13 protein-coding genes and 2 tRNA genes are annotated in these 16,574 nt (G+C 67.4%); 5 read left to right on the forward strand and 10 right to left on the reverse strand.

Annotated elements, in window-relative coordinates; genetic code table 11:
• Positions 1-8 precede the first annotated feature (8 nt).
• Positions 9-1,502, reverse strand: coding sequence for a 3-isopropylmalate dehydratase large subunit (leuC, locus tag D6T63_RS04740; protein ID WP_120147867.1), 1,494 nt, complete (start codon positions 1,500-1,502; stop codon positions 9-11).
• Positions 1,503-1,648: 146 nt separating this feature from the next.
• On the opposite strand from leuC, the gene D6T63_RS04745 reads away from it, so the two are divergent.
• Together D6T63_RS04745 and D6T63_RS04750 are read left to right on the forward strand one after the other, a co-directional pair.
• Positions 1,649-2,368 (forward strand): IclR family transcriptional regulator, encoded by a 720-nt coding sequence (locus D6T63_RS04745; protein ID WP_120147868.1) that lies wholly within the window; start codon positions 1,649-1,651, stop codon positions 2,366-2,368.
• 1 nt (position 2,369) lies between these two features.
• Complete coding sequence (locus tag D6T63_RS04750; protein WP_120147869.1) at positions 2,370-2,960, forward strand: DUF1697 domain-containing protein; 591 nt, start codon at positions 2,370-2,372, stop codon at positions 2,958-2,960.
• A gap of 77 nt (positions 2,961-3,037) precedes the next feature.
• Here D6T63_RS04750 and D6T63_RS04755 read toward each other — a convergent pair whose 3' ends face one another.
• Positions 3,038-3,412, reverse strand: a complete 375-nt coding sequence (locus D6T63_RS04755; protein WP_120147870.1) for a cupin domain-containing protein — start codon at positions 3,410-3,412, stop codon at positions 3,038-3,040.
• Between the two features lie 298 nt (positions 3,413-3,710).
• On the opposite strand from D6T63_RS04755, the gene D6T63_RS04760 reads away from it, so the two are divergent.
• Complete coding sequence (locus tag D6T63_RS04760; protein WP_182976872.1) at positions 3,711-4,355, forward strand: MBL fold metallo-hydrolase; 645 nt, start codon at positions 3,711-3,713, stop codon at positions 4,353-4,355.
• Positions 4,356-4,370: 15 nt separating this feature from the next.
• Here D6T63_RS04760 and D6T63_RS19485 read toward each other — a convergent pair whose 3' ends face one another.
• From D6T63_RS19485 to D6T63_RS04795, 7 genes are all read right to left on the reverse strand, one after another.
• On the reverse strand, positions 4,371-6,326 hold the full coding sequence (locus tag D6T63_RS19485) for a GTPase (protein ID WP_235830555.1): 1,956 nt from the start codon (positions 6,324-6,326) through the stop codon (positions 4,371-4,373).
• Positions 6,323-8,155, reverse strand: a complete 1,833-nt coding sequence (locus D6T63_RS04770) for a dynamin family protein (RefSeq protein WP_120147872.1) — start codon at positions 8,153-8,155, stop codon at positions 6,323-6,325. Before D6T63_RS04770 ends, D6T63_RS19485 begins: the two co-directional genes overlap by 4 nt.
• A 192-nt stretch (positions 8,156-8,347) precedes the next feature.
• A tRNA-Glu gene (locus D6T63_RS04775) sits at positions 8,348-8,420 on the reverse strand.
• 68 nt (positions 8,421-8,488) lie between these two features.
• A tRNA-Gln gene (locus D6T63_RS04780) sits at positions 8,489-8,560 on the reverse strand.
• 69 nt (positions 8,561-8,629) lie between these two features.
• A complete protein-coding gene (locus tag D6T63_RS04785) occupies positions 8,630-9,448 on the reverse strand; it encodes an HAD family hydrolase (RefSeq protein WP_235830556.1) in 819 nt (272 codons plus the stop codon).
• Positions 9,449-9,451: 3 nt separating this feature from the next.
• On the reverse strand, positions 9,452-10,960 hold the full coding sequence (gene gltX, locus D6T63_RS04790) for a glutamate--tRNA ligase (protein WP_120147873.1): 1,509 nt from the start codon (positions 10,958-10,960) through the stop codon (positions 9,452-9,454).
• A 74-nt stretch (positions 10,961-11,034) separates the two neighbouring features.
• Positions 11,035-11,808: a fumarylacetoacetate hydrolase family protein gene (locus tag D6T63_RS04795; protein WP_120147874.1), complete on the reverse strand. Its 774-nt coding sequence runs from the start codon at positions 11,806-11,808 to the stop codon at positions 11,035-11,037.
• 531 nt (positions 11,809-12,339) lie between these two features.
• Between D6T63_RS04795 and D6T63_RS04800 the strand changes: the two genes are divergently transcribed.
• Positions 12,340-13,380 (forward strand): tetratricopeptide repeat protein, encoded by a 1,041-nt coding sequence (locus D6T63_RS04800; protein ID WP_120147875.1) that lies wholly within the window; start codon positions 12,340-12,342, stop codon positions 13,378-13,380.
• 471 nt (positions 13,381-13,851) lie between these two features.
• Entirely contained in the window at positions 13,852-15,426 is a 1,575-nt protein-coding gene (locus D6T63_RS04805) for a putative bifunctional diguanylate cyclase/phosphodiesterase (protein WP_120147876.1), read from the forward strand.
• Between the two features lie 25 nt (positions 15,427-15,451).
• Here D6T63_RS04805 and D6T63_RS04810 read toward each other — a convergent pair whose 3' ends face one another.
• A complete protein-coding gene (locus tag D6T63_RS04810) occupies positions 15,452-16,558 on the reverse strand; it encodes a branched-chain amino acid aminotransferase (protein ID WP_120147877.1) in 1,107 nt (368 codons plus the stop codon).
• Between the last annotated feature and the right edge of the window lie 16 nt (positions 16,559-16,574).

Below are 16,574 nucleotides of genomic sequence, written 5' to 3' on the forward strand. Positions count from 1 at the left end.
GCGGGCTCCTAGGCTGCTGGCACGGTGGGCGTTGCGGACGCAGTGTCCGCGGGATTTACGGCAGAGGCGCCCGTACTGCCCGGCAGCGGACCGAGGTCCGACGGCGAACTGAGGGTACCGCGCACGGCCGTGGCGGCGGCGACGACGGGTGAGACAAGGTGCGTGCGTCCGCCCTTGCCCTGGCGTCCCTCGAAGTTGCGGTTCGAGGTCGAGGCGCAGCGCTCCCCCGGCGCGAGCTGGTCGGGATTCATGCCGAGGCACATGGAGCAACCAGCGAACCTCCACTCGGCTCCGAAGTCCTTGAACACACGGTCCAGGCCCTCGGCTTCGGCCTGCAGGCGCACCCGGGCTGACCCCGGGACGACCATCATCCGGATCGCGGGATCCTTGTCCCGTCCCCTGATGATGTCTGCCGCGATGCGGAGGTCCTCGATGCGGCTGTTGGTGCAGGAGCCGAGGAACACGGTGTCGACGCGGATGTCCTTCATCGGCGTGCCGGGCTCGAGGGCCATGTAGTCCAGGGCCCTCGTGCAGGCGGCCTTGTCGTTCTCGTCCGCGAAGTCGTCCGGTGACGGCACGGCCTGGGAGAGGGAGACCCCCTGGCCCGGATTCGTGCCCCAGGTGACGAAGGGCTCGAGCTCGTTCGCGTCGAGGAACACCTCGGCGTCGAAGACGGCGTCGTCGTCGGTGCGCAATTCACGCCAGTCGGCGACGGCGGCATCCCAGTCCTCGCCCTGCGGAGCGTGCGGGCGGCCCTCGAGGTACGCGAACGTGGTCTCGTCCGGCGCAACCATGCCGGCGCGGGCACCGGCCTCGATGGACATGTTGCAGATGGTCATGCGCGCTTCCATCGACAGTGCCCGGATGGCCGACCCGCGGTACTCGAGCACGTAGCCCTGGCCGCCGCCGGTGCCGATCTTGGCGATCACCGCCAGGATGATGTCCTTCGAGGTCACACCGGGCTTGAGCGTGCCCTCGACCGTGACGCCCATGGTCCTGAAGGGCTTCAGCGACAGGGTCTGGGTGGCCATCACGTGCTCCACCTCCGACGTCCCGATACCGATGGCGAGCGCCCCGAACGCTCCGTGCGTCGACGTGTGCGAATCGCCGCACACGACCGTCAGACCCGGCTGGGTCAGGCCGAGCTGCGGACCGACGACGTGGACGATGCCTTGCTCGGCGTCACCGAGCGAGTGCAGGCGGACGCCGAATTCGCGGCAGTTCGCTCGGAGGGTCTCGATCTGCGTCCGGCTGGTGAGATCGGCGATCGGCTTGTCGATATCCAGCGTCGGAGTGTTGTGGTCCTCGGTGGCGATCGTCAGGTCGGGGCGGCGCAGCGGCCGACCGGCAAGGCGGAGGCCCTCAAACGCCTGCGGCGAGGTCACCTCGTGCACGAGGTGCAGGTCGATGTAGAGGAGGTCGGGCTGCGCTTCGGCGCCGACGACCTCGCCCTTGCGGACCACGTGCGCGTCCCAGACCTTCTCTGCAAGTGTCTTGCCCATGACGATCGTCCTTTTCTGTTCCGAAGCGCCACACCGGTGGGGCGGCGGCTGTCGGGACCAACGGTGGAGTCAACTCAACCAGTGCCCGACAGTTGGTGCCAGCCGGACGGCTTGCGTCTCAGATAATGAGACTGCAATATCATCCTATGGACAATTCTAGCGGCGTCGGAGTCATCGACAAGGCCGCGCTCGTGCTCGACGCCCTCGAGGCCGGACCGACGACGCTCGCACAGCTCGTCGCCTCCACGGGCCTCGCCCGGCCCACCGTCCACCGGCTGGCTCTCGCCCTCGCACACCACAGGCTCGTGGGACGCGACATTCAGGGGCGCTTCGTGCTCGGCAGCAGGCTCGTCGAACTGGCGTCCGCGGCCGGCGAGGACCGCCTGATCGCGGCGGCGGGACCCGTCCTGCTCAACCTGAGGGACGCGACGGGCGAAAGCGCGCAACTTTTCCGGCGCCAGGGTGACTGGCGCGTGTGCGTAGCCTCCGCCGAGCGACCCGTGGGCCTGCGCGACACCATCCCGGTGGGGACGCAGCTATCCATGAGGGCCGGCTCGGCCGCGCAGTGCCTGCTCGCCTGGGAGGACCACGACCGCCTGCTGAAGGGCCTGCAGCACGCACGCTTCACGCCGACGGTACTGGCGGGAGTCCGTCGTCGCGGGTGGGCCCAAAGCCTCGGCGAGCGTGAGGCGGGAGTCGCTTCGGTCTCGGCTCCCGTGCGTGGACCATCCGGAAGGGTGATCGCCGCCGTGTCGATCTCCGGTCCCATGGAGCGCCTCACCCGCCAACCGGGGCGCATCCACGCCGAGGTCGTCTCCGACGCGGCCCGCCAGCTGACGCTTGCGGTCGCCAAGGCGGCGGACTGACATGGGCGCACCGGATCAGGGGAACACGGTCGGGCTGAAGCAGCGGTATGCGATCTTCCTGCGCGGCGTGAATGTAGGCGGTATTACCGTTCGGATGGCCGATCTCCGGAGCGTGCTCGGGACCCTGCCCCTGACCGACGTCGCGACCGTCCTCGCGAGCGGCAACGTCACGTGCACCTCGGAACTGGACGCTGCAGCCATCAAGGACCTCGTCGAGGACGCGCTGCGTCGCCGGTTCCAGTACCAGGCGTGGGTGATCGTCGTCGGACGGGCGGATCTTGCGGCCGTGGCGGCATCCGTGCCGACACGTCCGGACGGCGGTGACGGCACGTCTGTGGCGCCACCCGACGTCCACACCTATGTGACTCTGTTCACTGGTAGGGACGAACTCACTGCCTTCCTCGACGACGCGAACGGCATCGAGGAGCAGCCGACCGTGCTCGCGGGTCGGACCGCCGTCGCGTGGTTCTCCCCCAAGGGCCGGTCGACGGACGTCCCCCTCGCGAAACTGCTGGCGCGCTCGCGCTTCGCCGCCGTCTCCACGACGAGGAACATCAACACCATCGAGAAGGTCCTGGGACTGCTCGGCTGATCGGTGGCGTCCGAACGCCGGACAAGCACCGTCCCGCCTGAGCGCTCCGGCCGGTACTCCCGCTCCCGTTGCCGCGACTAGGCCGGTTTGGCGTACGTTGCCGCGCTCATGATCTCGTAGCCCACGAACGTCTCGTCGTTCTCGACCCAGGCGTCGTGGCCGGCGGGTATCGAGTAGGCGTCGCCGGCGTGGATCGTGGTGCGGGTTCCGTCCTCCATCTCCACTGCCAGGGTCCCGGCGGTGCAGACCCCTAGGTGGTTGTTCTGGCAGCTCTCGGTGTGGACCACGGTCTTGACGGTCTCGGACCATCGCCAGCCGGGCTCGAATGTGAACCTGCCCAGCGTGGTGTCGCCGAGGCTGACCACGTCGACTTCGGTTTTCGGCGGACGGCGCTTTTCATCGGGCTCGTTGAAGGATTTCGATTCAAGGGCGTTGACAGTTATGGCAGGCATTTTGTCCTCCTCGATGGGTTGCTTCTAACCGTTCATCCGGAGGAGAAAGCAGATGCTCCGGGAATGAGGATCCGGCGGACCCCGATGGGGGCGCCCTGTGAGGGCTGGGCCGAACACGTGCGGGCGACGCTAAAAGCGTGCTCCCACCCGTAGTGGATGTCAATGTGCCTGGGCCATCCCGGCATGTCCGTCGCCTGCCCGGGCTACACGGCATGGGCGACCGCCCCGAGGCGGAACCGGCCGGTCACACGACCCTACAATGGCCAGAAAAGCACCCGCCGACAGAAGAAGGACAGTCATGCGCCTGATCGCCCAGGATTGCTACAGCCTCGAACAGCAGAAGGGGTCGCACGGTTTCGTCGTCGTCGGCGCCGGTCGGACCGCGGTGATCGATCCTGGGATGTCGTCCGGGTTCGACGGCGTCATCGCCGAGCTGCGCGCCAACGAGACGATCACCGGCCCCATCACCGACATCGTCCTCACGCACTACGACGCCGACCACGCCCAGTCGGCACAGCGTCTCCAGGAAGCGCTGGGGGCCACCGTATGGATCGGCCGGGACGACGCCGATGTCCTCCGCGGCCGAATCATCCCCAAGACCCTCTTCCGCAAGGTCCTGCAGAGGGTGGCGCGCGTGCCGTTTCCCGAGGGCGCGCGGGAACTGACCGGTTCGGGCGAGATCTTCCCGGGCCTCAGGTACTTCCCCACCCCGGGCCATACGCCGGGGCACTATGCGTTCCAGTGGCAGGCGGTGCTGTTCACCGGTGATGCCGCCAAGGTGTCGGCGGACGGCCGGGTCAGCGACTTCTATGCAGTCGTCATCAACGACAAGCCTGTTGCCGCGCGAACGGTCCAGCTCCTGGCGGAGCACATCCGCACCGGGTCCGTGGAGTGGATCTGCTCGGGCCACAATGCGATCGCCCGGACCGGCACGGCCTCCTGACGCAGGCGGACGTGATCAGCCGCGCCCGGAAGCTGCCAGGACGGCCGCGGTGAAGGCGTTGCAGCGCTCGATCTCGTCGGCGACGGGCTGCAGGACGACGTCGTGCGCCACGCCCGAGCAGGCGTCGAGCAGGCGCTTCCGCACGCGTGACGCACGCCGTCCCGCGCCCCATCGCGCGAGCAGGGCGGCCACGACCCCCAGGAGGACTCCCGCGGTCAGGCCGCCGAGGATGAGCAGCGTGGGCACAGGGAAACCCTCGACCCGCGGAACGTCGATGGCGGGGAGTTGCAGGAATCCGAGGACTGCCAGGACCCCGAGCCACGCCAGTCCCGCGACGAGGGCCGCGAAGGCGATCCACTGCAGTACGCCGAAGATGCCCCACCAGGCGCGCCTGCCCGTCTCGAGGTCCGTCCCGGTGACGGCGGTATCTAGGGCATCCGTCAGCTCCCCCGCAGTGTCGCGGGCGGCGTCGCGGATGGACGTGTGCCACGGTTCGACGACGTCGCCTGCCGCCGCATCCCCGAACACCCGCAGCGCGTGATCCACCCTCGCACGCTGGGCGGGTTGGGCGAGCGGGAGCGACGAGCGCCGGAGTTCCGGAGCCATGTCCTGGGACCGCAGGTTGAGCCGCCGCAGCGGATCGGGCCGGAGCCCCGCGAGCCACCGCGTCACGGGCCAGCCCATGGTTGCGTGCGCGTCGCGGCGGTAGGCACTGCGGACGGCGTCCACCACGACGCGGACTCCCGCTGCTGATCCGAGCTCGTCGGCCAGTGCGTCCAGCGCACCCCCGGACGGCATGGCGACGGCGGGGTCCGCCGTGAAGGGCAGCAGCTCGGCTGCTGACCGCGCCGCGTCCGCCACCATCCTCCGCGTCGCCGCGGCCCGGCTCTCCGCGAGCTCCCGGATCTGTCGCGAGAGGTCTCCGACGCCCTGGCCTGTCCTCGCCGACACAGGAAGGACGACGACGTTGCGCAGGCCTTCATCGGCGAGGATCGCTTCGAGCGAAGCGGTGACCGCGTCGAGGTCTGTGGTGTCCAACCGGTCGGCCTGGTTCAGGGCTACCAGGGTCACGGCCTCGTGCGTCGCCAGCTCCTGCAGGAAGTCGTGGTGGAGCGCTGCGTCAGCGTACTTCTGGGGATCCACCACCCAGAGCAGGACGTCCACCTGCCCGGCGAGCCGGTGGACGATCTCGCGGTGCGCCAGCGTGATCGAGTCGAAGTCGGGCAGGTCCAGCAGGATCAGACCTGCAGCGGAATCGAGCGGTACCGGCACTTTCGACGGGACGGTCGAGGAACGGGTCGTCGACGTCGAACGCCTGCGCCGCCACCGGAAGAGTCCCCACCTCGGCCGGCGCTCGGCTGCATCACCGGCCTGATCGAGGTTCGTGGGCAGGTCGGCGCTGTCGCGGCCGGCCTGATCGGGATTCGCGCCGTCGCGGCTACTGTTCCGGGCGGTCGCCGCGACCAGCACCTCGGCAGGTCCGCGTCCCGCGACGCCCTTCCCGGCCTGTGCCCCATCGATCTGTGCCGGCCCTGCGGGCCCGGTAGGTTCCGCAGCCGGCGCCCCGCCACCTGCCCCGGCCACCAGCAGCGCGCCGTCGGGCAGTTCCACGCGCTGGCGCACATCGAGCCAGTCGAGCAGCTCGTAGCTCCCCTGCCGTCCCCACACGAGTGCCAGCGGTTCCGACGTCGTAGGCCTCCGCGCCGCCACCCGAGCCGCATCGGTGCCGCTCAGGGCGTTCACCAGGGAGGACTTTCCGCTGCCGGTGGGTCCGAAGACCCCGACGACGGTGTGGTCACCGGACAGGGACCGGCGGGTTCCCGCACGGTCGAGGGCGCTGTGGAGGCGTTCGAGGTGGTCCTGCGGCAGCCGGTCGACGCCGAGGTCGTGGGCCGTCCGCAGTCGGTCGAGTACCCCCGTGAGGGACGTCCCCAGCTGTGTCTCCGCGGCAGCGTCCAGGTGTCGGCTCACGCCTCGTCCTCCGCGTCGGAGGGTTGCCCGGCCGGCAATGCCGTGCGCAGCCGGCGGGCGAGCACGCGCAGCGACTCCGCGGGTGTCTGCTGCGCAAGGGGCGCGAGGCAGACCTCGTAGGGCGCACGCTCGTGGCGGAAAAGCCCTTCGACACGCTCCGACAGGTTCGTGCGTGCCGTGGCGGTCAGGCGACGAACGGCGTCATCGCCGAAGACGGCTTCGAGGAGCTTCTGACCCGCGATCGCGGACGCACCAGCGATCCCGATCTCCCCGCCCGTCAATCCCCCGGTCGACGCGAAGACCACCACCATCAGGGCGACGGCAATGCCGTTGACACCGAAGGAGAGCATCCGGGCGGTGAAGCGCTTGTCCGCGCCCTCGGCTTGGACGAGCTGGAGAAGGTCCTGCTGCCAGGCTCGGATCTCACCGGCCACGGCGGCGGAGAAATCATCGGCCCGCCAGGCGGGCACGCCATGCAGCAACACCGCACCGGCCTGGTCCGAGCGCCACCGTCGCCGCGTCGCCTCATCCGCCCGGGCGGCCTGCTCGACGATGACGGTCTGCAGTCCGCTCCCGATGGCCTCGGCCACGGTGGACGCCGGTGCCGGCCGACCGGTGAAGAACGCGCTCACACGGTCGCGGGCCCAGCCGATCCTCGTCTCGAGTCCCCGCATGAACTCGCCGGTACCGACGAAGTCCTGCCAGCGGGCGAGGACCTCCCCCCGCAGCAGCCTGCCGTCCTCGGTTGCCGCCAGGACATCCGCCAGGGCGTCCCTGTACGCGCTGTCGACCGCGGCTCGCAGTGCGTCCCCGACGGACTGCTCCTGTTCGGCGGCAACGGCTATCGCCTCGATGCGAGCCGCCAGGGCGCGCGTGGCACCGCGGACGGTGCGTCGGGCGATGTCGCGGCGCCCCTCGGCGTCCGCCGCCAGCGCCTGCAGCCAGCGCATGATCGGTTCGACGACATCGGAGGGCAGCATGCGGGAGGCATCGAGCCGCACCTCGGGGATGACGAAGATCGGAGCATGGCCGAGATTCTCGGCGGCGAGCAGTGTCAGCAGGTCTCCCCGGATCTCCTCCTCGACACCGGGTGGGACACGGTCGAGGACGACCGCGACCAGCACGTCCCGGCGCCCGGCCTCTGCCAGCAGCTTCCAGGGAACAGCATCCGCATAACGGTTCGCCGTGGTGACGAAGATCCACAGATCCGCCGCAGCGAGGAGCTGTCCAGCGAGCCTGCGGTTCTCATCGGCGATGGAGTCCACGTCGGGGGCATCGAGCAGGGCGAGGCCCGGCGGCAGGGTCGGCACGGGTCGGAGGAGCAGTGTGTCGGCGCCGGCGGCCTGATGGAGGCCGGACCGCGGTTCCGAGGTCGACGACGGGATCGAAGGGCTCCCGAACGCGGCTGTCCCCGAGGACGCCTCGACGGGTCCGTCATCTCCGGCCAGGCGGACCCGGCTCAGTGTCGGCAGGATGCGGGCGTCGTCGAACCAGGCGCCGTCGTCGGGATGATGCAGCAGGAGAGGCTGTCGTGTAGTGGGCCGGACGGCACCCGCGACGGACACCGACCGTCCCACCAGGGCGTTGACGAGCGTCGATTTCCCTGCACCCGTCGAACCGCCGACGACGGCGACCAGGGGCGCGTCCAGGCTGGCCAGACGCGGCAGGATGTAGTCGTTGAGCTGACCGCGCGCCGCCTCGGCGGAGCCGCGCGCCTCGACCGACGTCGGAAGGGCCAGGGGGAACGCAAGGCACTCCAGTGCCCCGCGTACCTCACGCAGCAGCGAAGGAAGCCCGCGGGCCTCGCCGGCGAGGGAAGGTGCGCTCATGGCACCATCATGCCAGCCAGTGTGCCGGCCGGCCGGAGCTTGCCCGACGACGTCGTTCAGGTATTCTCCCGGGCGCTCGAGAACCGGGCAGGTGAACCAGGTGCCCTTGCCCGGAGTGGCACCTGGTTAAACAGGACGTCCCGGACATCATGATGATGTCCGGGACGTCCTCTGTGTCCGTGAGGACCGCTGTGACCCCAGCGGGATTCGAACCCGCGTTACCGCCGTGAGAGGGCAGCGTACTAGGCCGCTATACGATGGGGCCAGTACTTTTTCTTGCTACTTCCTGCTTTTTCCTACTTGTGCCATCCCGTCCGTGAGGACCGGAGTGCGCTGGGGTACCAGGACTCGAACCTAGAATGTTGGTACCAGAAACCAGTGTGTTGCCAATTACACCATACCCCAATGGCGCTTTTCGAAGCCCTGATCGTGCTGGGATCCGCTCGCGTATCCGCTCCGCGCCGAGAAATAACTTTACCGGACGGAGGGCAGGAACTGCAAAACGGCTTCCAGCCCGGCGATACGCGGCACTGCCGCCGCGTCCTCCACGACTGGTTCACCTGCAGCACCCTGGTATCCCGCAGCCGTCCCCCCGTCCGCAGCCGGGTCAGGGCCGGGCCCGCCGCCCCGGCCTGCCCGGTCCAGCCATACGCCGACCAGCCCGGCGTTCCTCGCCCCGACCGCGTCGATCTCACGGTTGTCGCCTACATAGAGGGTCCTGGCTGGCAGGGTGCCGAGGAGCCTGGCACCCTCCAGGTAGATCGCCGGATCGGGCTTCGCGACGCCGACGGTGTCGATGCCGACTAGGATCCCGATCCGACCCAGTCCGGCGCGATTCAGCTTCGCGCGTTGGTAGTCGTGCACATTGTTGCTCACGGCGCCGTACGGTATGCCCCGCGCGTCGAGGTCGTCCAGCAACGGCCCGACGTCGTCGTAGGCCCGGAAGTGGAGCGGGAGCGTCTGCTCGTATTCGCGCACCCATGCCTCGGCCACGTGCCCCAGGAAGGGCTCGGGCGTGAATGCAGCCCTGGCGTGCCGGACTCGGTGGACGCGCTGCTCCTCGAAAGTCAGTTCCCCGGCGAGGAAACGATCGTAGTGCCGTTGCGGATCGGTGGTGTACATCGCCTTATAGCGCACCCAGTCGTCGTCACCGAGGTGGCTCAGCGCCGGATCGGGGACGGACTGGAGGGTGTGCCCCATCGCCTGTTCGAGATCCACGAGCGTGTCGTCGATGTCGAACAGCACCCCGTCGGCCACGCTGGCCTCCTGTCCCGCCTGGTCAGCGTCGGACACCCCTCAGTCCACCGTCGCACACAGGGCGCGTACCCGTGCGATCGAAGATTCCCGTCCCAGGATCACCATGGATTCGAACAGCGGCGGGGAGATCCTGCGTCCCGAGATCGCGGTGCGGACGGGGCCGAAGGCGACCCTCGGCTTGAGGCCGAGAGTATCGACCAGGGCAAGTCGCAGCGCCGCCTGAAGCGCCTCCGCATCCCAGGCCTCGCAGCCCTCTAGCGCCTCCAGCGTTGCATCGAGGACCTCGGCCAGGTTCTCCGGCAGACCCTTCCGGGCGTCGTCGGCGATGTCGACGGCGTCGTCGGCCTTGAAGAGGAAGCCGATCATCTCGGGGGCTTCACCGAGGAGTGTGATGCGCTCCTGGATCAACGGCGCGGCCGCCGCGATGACGCGAAGCTCCTCGACCGTGGGTTCTTCGCCGATGACGCCGGCGGCAGCGAGGTAGGGCAGGAGGCGGCTGCGGAACTCTGCGGGGTCGAGCAGCCGGACGTGGGTGCCGTTGATGGCCTCGGCCTTCTTGAGGTCGAACCGGGCGGGGTTGGCCAGGACGTCACGCACGTCGAACTTCTCGACCAGCTGCTCGACCGAGAAGATGTCCTCGTCTGCCGACATGCTCCAGCCGAGGAGCGACAGGTAGTTGAGCAGTCCCTCGCGGATGAAGCCGCGCTCCCGGTGCAGGAACAGGTTGGACTCGGGATCACGCTTGGACAGCTTCTTATTGCCCTGGCCCACCACGTACGGCAGGTGGCCGAAGAGCGGCATGTATTTCGCGACGCCGATATCGATCAACGCGCGGTACAACGCCACCTGGCGTGGAGTGGAGGACAGCAGGTCTTCGCCGCGAAGGACATGCGTGATGCCCATGAGCGCGTCGTCGACCGGGTTGACGAGGGTGTAGAGCGGCGCCCCGTTCGCCCGCACGACGGCGAAGTCCGGAACACTGCCCGCGCGGAAGGTGATGTCGCCGCGGACCAGGTCGGTGAAGGTGATGTCCTCGTCGGGCATCAGGAGGCGCAGGACCGCCGGTCTGCCCGCAGCACGGAACGCGTTCTTCTGTTCCTCGGTGAGGGTGCGGTCGTGGTTGTCGTAGCCGAGCTTGACGTCGCGACCGGCCGCCCGATGGCGCTCCTCGACCTCCTCCGGCGTCGAGAAGGACTCGTAGAGATGGCCGGCCTCCGTGAGCCGCGTGATGACATCCCTGTAGAGCTCGCCGCGCTGGGACTGGCGGTAGGGGCCGTGCGGTCCGCCGACCTCCACGCCCTCGTCCCAGTCGATGCCCAGCCAGGTCATCGCTTCCAGGAGCTGCAGGTAGCTCTCCTCGCTGTCACGGGCGGCATCCGTGTCCTCGATACGGAAAATGAGTTTTCCGCCGGTGTGGCGCGCGTAGGCCCAGTTGAACAGCGCGGTCCTGATGAGCCCGACATGCGGCGTGCCCGTTGGTGACGGGCAGAATCTGACCCGGACGGGCGTGGCATCGGTGACGATGGGGAGGTCTGCGGCAGTAGTCATGATGGTTTCAGTCTACGTGGGGCCCCCTGGCCGGGCGCGCCGCCGGGGCGCCTCCGCCCCGACGATGCAACCTGTCAGCGGCGGGCTGGGTTGGACAGCCGTCCGATGCCTTCGATGTCGACGTCGAATCGCTGGCCATCCGTGATCATGCCTACTCCGGCGGGCGTGCCGGTGAGGATGATGTCGCCGGGCAGCAGGGTGAAGGCCTGTGACACGTAGGCCACGAGTTCACGGGCCCCCCAGATCATGTCGCTGGTGGAGCCGTCCTGGCGGAGGTCACCGTCGAGCGAGCCCCGGACGCGGAGGTTCTCGGGGTCGAGGTCGGTCTCGATCCAGGGGCCGATCGGGCAGGACGTATCGAAGCCCTTCGCCCGCGCCCACTGGTCGTCGGTCTTCTGCACATCACGCGCGGTGAGGTCATTGGCGCAGGTGTAGCCGAAGACGACGTCGTCGACCCGCTCCAGCGGGACGTCCTTGCAGATCCGGCCGATGACGACGGCCAGTTCGGCCTCGTAGGAGATCTGGTCGGAGAAGGACGGCAGCATGATGGGGTCACCAGGGCCGACGACGGAGGTGTTGGGCTTGAGGAACATCAACGGCGCAGCCGGAGTCTCACTGCCCATCTCCTGGATGTGGTCGGCGTAGTTCCGTCCGATACCCACGACCTTGCTACGCGGAATGACGGGTGCCAGCAGGCGTACGTCCTCCAGGGCATGACGTACGCCGGTGAGCTGGACGCCGTTGTAGAAGGGGTCGCCGTTGATGACAGCGACCTCCTCGCTTCCGGCCGGGCCTTCGACGACGCCGAAGGTAGGGTCATCATTTACGACAAAGCGTGCAATTCGCATGCCGCTAAGAGTAGCCTGAGCCGCTGCATCCGAACGCGGTCGCCGTCGCGGAGCCCGGTGCCGCTGGGCAAAGAAATACCGCGGGCACTCCCTCCCCAGAACGAGGGTGCCCGCGGTATCAGTACTTCAGGTCGAACTGGTTCTCAGCTGCCTGACCAATCGTCAGGATTTACTGAAGAAACTCAGTACGGCCAGGATCCAACGCGGTCGGTGGAGGAAATCGGAGCAACGGTACCCGACTTTGCTGGGGCAGCATTGGCTGCTGCGGCGCCACCAGTGACGAGGAAGGTAGCAAGGATAAGTGCGGAGGTGATGCGCTTCATAGCGGTGTCCTTTGGGAGCGATTGACGGAAACGACGAAGGCCGCCTATTACCACGAGCGACTCTACAATCATCCTAAGCCACACCAGTCACTTCCGTAACATCCTTTGAGCAATTCCTACAAAGAATTTTTCGACGAGTGGTTCCGAAGGGCGAAAACCCGTCTAATTGGACGAGCAGCCCGATCAACGCGGAAAGCCGAAGGTGTGCATGAGTTACAGGGAAGCTGCAGGCGAGCGATTGTTACTTGAGTTGCGTGCCCGCGATGCATGGAACCAGCGCGCCTACGAGGCAGCTCAGAAGCTCGCTGAGGAACTGGCGGCGGCAGCCGCGCAGGATGGCGACGACCTCGGCTGGTGGAACGCGACGTTCCTGAGCGGAGAATGCCTCCGCAAGCGGGGCCTCATGGAGGAGTCCCGGTCCGTCGCGGACGAATTGGCTGCGCATCCTCTGACAACGCAATCAAAGGCGTTGAGTGCGCGGGTTTTCACCCTACGGGCCTTCGCGCTTCAAGGCCGCGGTAATCTCGCCGAAGCTGTGGATGCAGCCCGGTCCGCGGTACGCGATGCAGAAGCAGCGCCTGAACAGGTCACAATATGGGTCGAGGCGCAAAATGCCCTGATCGCTGCGCTCGCTGAGAGCGGCAGGCTGGAGGACGCCTGGAATGAGTGCCTCGCTCTTGCAGAGTTGCTGTCGAAGGAGCCGAACAGCCAGACGAGCGGCCTTGGGTACTGGGCCATCGGCAACGTCGCCTTCCTTCTCAAGCGCATCAGCGAGGGGGTGGATTATCACCAGCTGGCAGCGAAGAACCTCTCCCCCACAAATGACCTAGACCTGTGGGCGCGATTCAACCGCGGCTCCGCGGATTTCCGCCTCGCAGCCGGAATCATCGAACCCGAAACCCTCGAATGCATCGAGCGAGCGGAACTCGCGAGCTCGATCGTCGGAGGGACGGAACGTGATCGCCTCGAACTGAAACTGATTCGCGCGCAGTGGCTCGTCCTCACGGGACAGTTCGAGGCCGCCGGTAAACAACTCACAGAAATCATCGACAAGAAGCACTTGTTGGCCTCGCATGTCGCCGCCCAGGCCCATTTCCTTCAGGGACAGGCGTTGGCCGGCTCTACCAGCAGCGCAGACGCCCTTGCCGACCTCAGGCTGAGTGAAGAGCTCTTCCTGCAGTCAGGTGCTGATGACAGAGCAACCACTGCCAGGGCTCTCATCGAGACCATTCAGCAGCCACAAAGCTGAACCGGCACAAGCGATTGAAAGTCAAGGGGAATTCGCGGCAACACCCTTGCCCTGATCTCCGCCGCGCCTGACGTAGCGTCTTCTTCAGGCCCCGACCGGGCTGGGCGTTTTCCCCCATTACTCCCACCCCGATCGGGGCTTTTCCACGCTCGCGTCCTCCGGGCGAAATTGAGGCTATCTTGACGCGCCGACAGGCCTGCGATGAAGCGTCCCGGTGCTAGTGTTTTCCCGTCAGGTAGCCGATGGCGCGATGCTCGCCGTTCATCTGCTTCCGGCTGGATCAAGCACGCAGGTCCGGATCCAATCCATTCATTCATTCGGCGACGGCTCGGGGGTAGGGCGCCATGACGAGGGCTTCCTCCTGCAGCATCTCCCGTGTAGGGCTTGTCCCCTGGTTGCTCCTTCCGACCGCGGGCGCCGCTGACGTGACCACACCCGGATTCCTGCCCTCCGGAATGTACGCTGGGACCGATGAGCGCTGACCAGAAGGACCCCCGGCTCGCCATGCTGGTCGAGAGCATCGTGCGGCTATCGCGGGGAGAACTGAGCAGTCGCATCGAACCCTCCACCGCACGGGACGAGGTTGACGCCGTCATCACCGGTGTGAATCTCCTCGCCGAAGAACTGGAGCAGGTGTACGAGCAGTTCGAGAAGCGCGTGGAGAGCCGCACGGCCATGCTCCGGCAGGCCCACCTGGACATGATGAAGATGGCCATGTCGGACGCCCTCACGGGTCTCGCCAACCGGGTCGCGCTGATGGATGCCATCGAGGAAGCACTTAACCAGGCTGCGAATGGCGCCTTGCCGCCGGCCCTGCTGCTCCTCGACCTCGACAGTTTCAAGAACGTCAATGACCGCTTCGGCCACGATGCCGGTGACCGTGTCCTGCAGGAAGTCGCCCTACGCCTCAACAGCGTCGTTCGGGAGAGCGACGTCGTCGCAAGGCTCGGCGGAGACGAGTTCGCGATCCTCCTTCCGGCCGCCACGATGGATATCGCCATGCAGGTGGCGCGCAGGGCACTCGAGGTCCTCGGACAACAGGTCCGTCTCGACTCGCTCTACGTACACTCCCGCGCCAGTATCGGCGTCCGGCTCGGAACCGCGGAGCAGACGCCGGAAGAACTCCTGCTGGATGCGGACACGGCGATGTACGCCGCAAAACGCGAGGGTCGCAGCATCATCAAGGTCTTCGAGCCCGTCATGCTGTACTCGCGTCAACTGCGCAGCCAGATGGCGACCGAACTGCGTGGCGCCATCAGCGCCGACGAACTGGTCCTGCATTACCAGCCCGTGGTCGAGCTGGCGACGAATCGCATCCTCGGCGTCGAAGTGTTGGTGCGCTGGCAGCACCCGCTGCGAGGACTGATACCGCCCGATACCTTCATTCCGCTCGCCGAGGAAATCGGCGTCATCCACGATCTCGATCGCTGGGTCATGTCGGCGTCCCTCCGGCAGCTCGCCCGGTGGAGACGCGACCTCGATCTCGATGCGGACTTCCAACTCAGGGTGAACCTGTCAGCGGTCGAGCTCAAGCAGCTGGACCTCGTCGACCACGTTCGAACCCTCCTCCGCGAGCTCGAACTTCCCGCCCAGAACCTGGTAGTGGAAATCACCGAGACCGCGATCGTGACGCGCGGCGAGGTGGAGATGTACTCGCTGCTCAGCCTGCAACAGCTCGGAGTCGGCATCGAGATCGACGATTTCGGTACCGGCTACTCATCAATCAGCTACCTGCGCGAGTTGCCGGTCAGCATGGTCAAGGTGGACCGCTCCCTCTTGGTCGAACTGGATACCAGGGCCGGTCAGCTGGAGTTCGTCGCGGCCATCCTGCAACTGATCCGGGCTGCCGGGCTGGAGGCTGTCTTCGAGGGGATCGAGACACGCGAGCAGGCGGACCAGCTGCGCGCCATGGGTTGCGCGAGCGGCCAGGGATACTACTTCAGCCGGCCCCTGCCGGCTGAAGAGGCCGGCGCCCTCCTCGCCTCCACACGGCACCTGCGCGTGGAGGAAGGTATCGACGACCCCGAGGTAGCGCCGTTGCGGTGACCGCGCGGGTCCTTGCGGTCACGGATCAGACCAGGCGCGTGAGCCAGCCGTGCGTGTCCTCGACGGTGCCGGTCTGGATGCCGAGCAGCTGGCGGCGGATCGACATGGTGACCTCCCCCGCCGCAGCATCGGCCATGCCGATGAACTCGTCGCCGTCGCGGAGCTGTCCGATGGGGGTGATGACCGCGGCCGTACCGCAGGCGAAGACCTCGGTGATCTCGCCACCGGCTACACCGTCACGCCATTCGTCCAGGGTGATCTTCCGCTCGCTGACCTGCAGGCCGCGATCGCGTCCGAGCTGGATGACGGAGGAGCGCGTGACGCCCTCGAGGATGGTTCCGGACAGGGCCGGCGTGACGATCGAGCCGTCCCGGAAGACGAAGAAGACATTCATGCCGCCGAGCTCCTCGACGGCGTTGTCATTGAACTGATCGAGGAAAAGGACCTGCTTGCAGCCGTGGGCCTCGGCCTCGAGCTGGGCAGCGAGCGACGACGCGTAGTTGCCGCCCGCCTTCGCGGCACCCGTGCCGCCACGTCCCGCCCGGGCGTAGTTCCGTGAGACCCAGATGTCGACGGGCTTCACCTCGCCCCCGAAGTAGTTGCCGGCAGGGGATGCGATCACGCGATACGAGACCTCGCGCGCCGGCCGTACGCCCAGGAATGCCTCCGTGGCAATCATGAAGGGACGCAGGTACAGGCTCTCGCCGTCGCCGGAGGGAATCCAGTCCTGGTCCGCCGCGACGAGCTGGCTCAGTGACTCGAGGAACAGTTCCTCCGGGAGCTGCGGCAGGGCCAGGCGCACGGCCGAGCGGTTGAGACGAGCGGCATTGGCGTCCGCGCGGAAGGTCCAGATAGACCCGTCGGCGTGCCGGTAGGCCTTCATTCCCTCGAAGATCTCCTGGCCGTAGTGCAGCACCGCGGCGGCAGGATCAAGGGCGATGGGGCCGTAGGGCTCCAGCCGGGCGTCGTGCCACCCTCCTACACCGGATGCATCGACGCGGAAGTCGATGATCGTCGTGTGGTCGGTGAAGTAGTTGCCGAACCCGGGGTTGGCCAGGATCGCCTCCCGCTCCGCTGCGGACGCCCGCTGCATGGACAGGTGCCGGGCGAACCGGGTATCGGTGGCTGTCATGATTCCTCCGCGCTCA

It is taken from the genome of Arthrobacter cheniae, assembly GCF_003602275.1.
In the GTDB taxonomy this organism is placed as follows: domain Bacteria; phylum Actinomycetota; class Actinomycetes; order Actinomycetales; family Micrococcaceae; genus Arthrobacter_D; species Arthrobacter_D cheniae.

Bases quoted from the DNA above. Each gene is read 5' to 3' on its own strand.
- leuC (WP_120147867.1), bottom strand. From the start codon at position 1,502: ATGGGCAAGACACTTGCAGAGAAGGTCTGGGACGCGCACGTGGTCCGC.
- D6T63_RS04745 (WP_120147868.1), top strand. From the start codon at position 1,649: ATGGACAATTCTAGCGGCGTCGGAGTCATCGACAAGGCCGCGCTCGTG.
- D6T63_RS04750 (WP_120147869.1), top strand. From the start codon at position 2,370: ATGGGCGCACCGGATCAGGGGAACACGGTCGGGCTGAAGCAGCGGTAT.
- D6T63_RS04755 (WP_120147870.1), bottom strand. From the start codon at position 3,412: ATGCCTGCCATAACTGTCAACGCCCTTGAATCGAAATCCTTCAACGAG.
- D6T63_RS04760 (WP_182976872.1), top strand. From the start codon at position 3,711: ATGCGCCTGATCGCCCAGGATTGCTACAGCCTCGAACAGCAGAAGGGG.
- D6T63_RS04770 (WP_120147872.1), bottom strand. From the start codon at position 8,155: ATGAGCGCACCTTCCCTCGCCGGCGAGGCCCGCGGGCTTCCTTCGCTG.
- gltX (WP_120147873.1), bottom strand. From the start codon at position 10,960: ATGACTACTGCCGCAGACCTCCCCATCGTCACCGATGCCACGCCCGTC.
- D6T63_RS04795 (WP_120147874.1), bottom strand. From the start codon at position 11,808: ATGCGAATTGCACGCTTTGTCGTAAATGATGACCCTACCTTCGGCGTC.
- D6T63_RS04800 (WP_120147875.1), top strand. From the start codon at position 12,340: ATGAGTTACAGGGAAGCTGCAGGCGAGCGATTGTTACTTGAGTTGCGT.
- D6T63_RS04805 (WP_120147876.1), top strand. From the start codon at position 13,852: ATGAGCGCTGACCAGAAGGACCCCCGGCTCGCCATGCTGGTCGAGAGC.
- D6T63_RS04810 (WP_120147877.1), bottom strand. From the start codon at position 16,558: ATGACAGCCACCGATACCCGGTTCGCCCGGCACCTGTCCATGCAGCGG.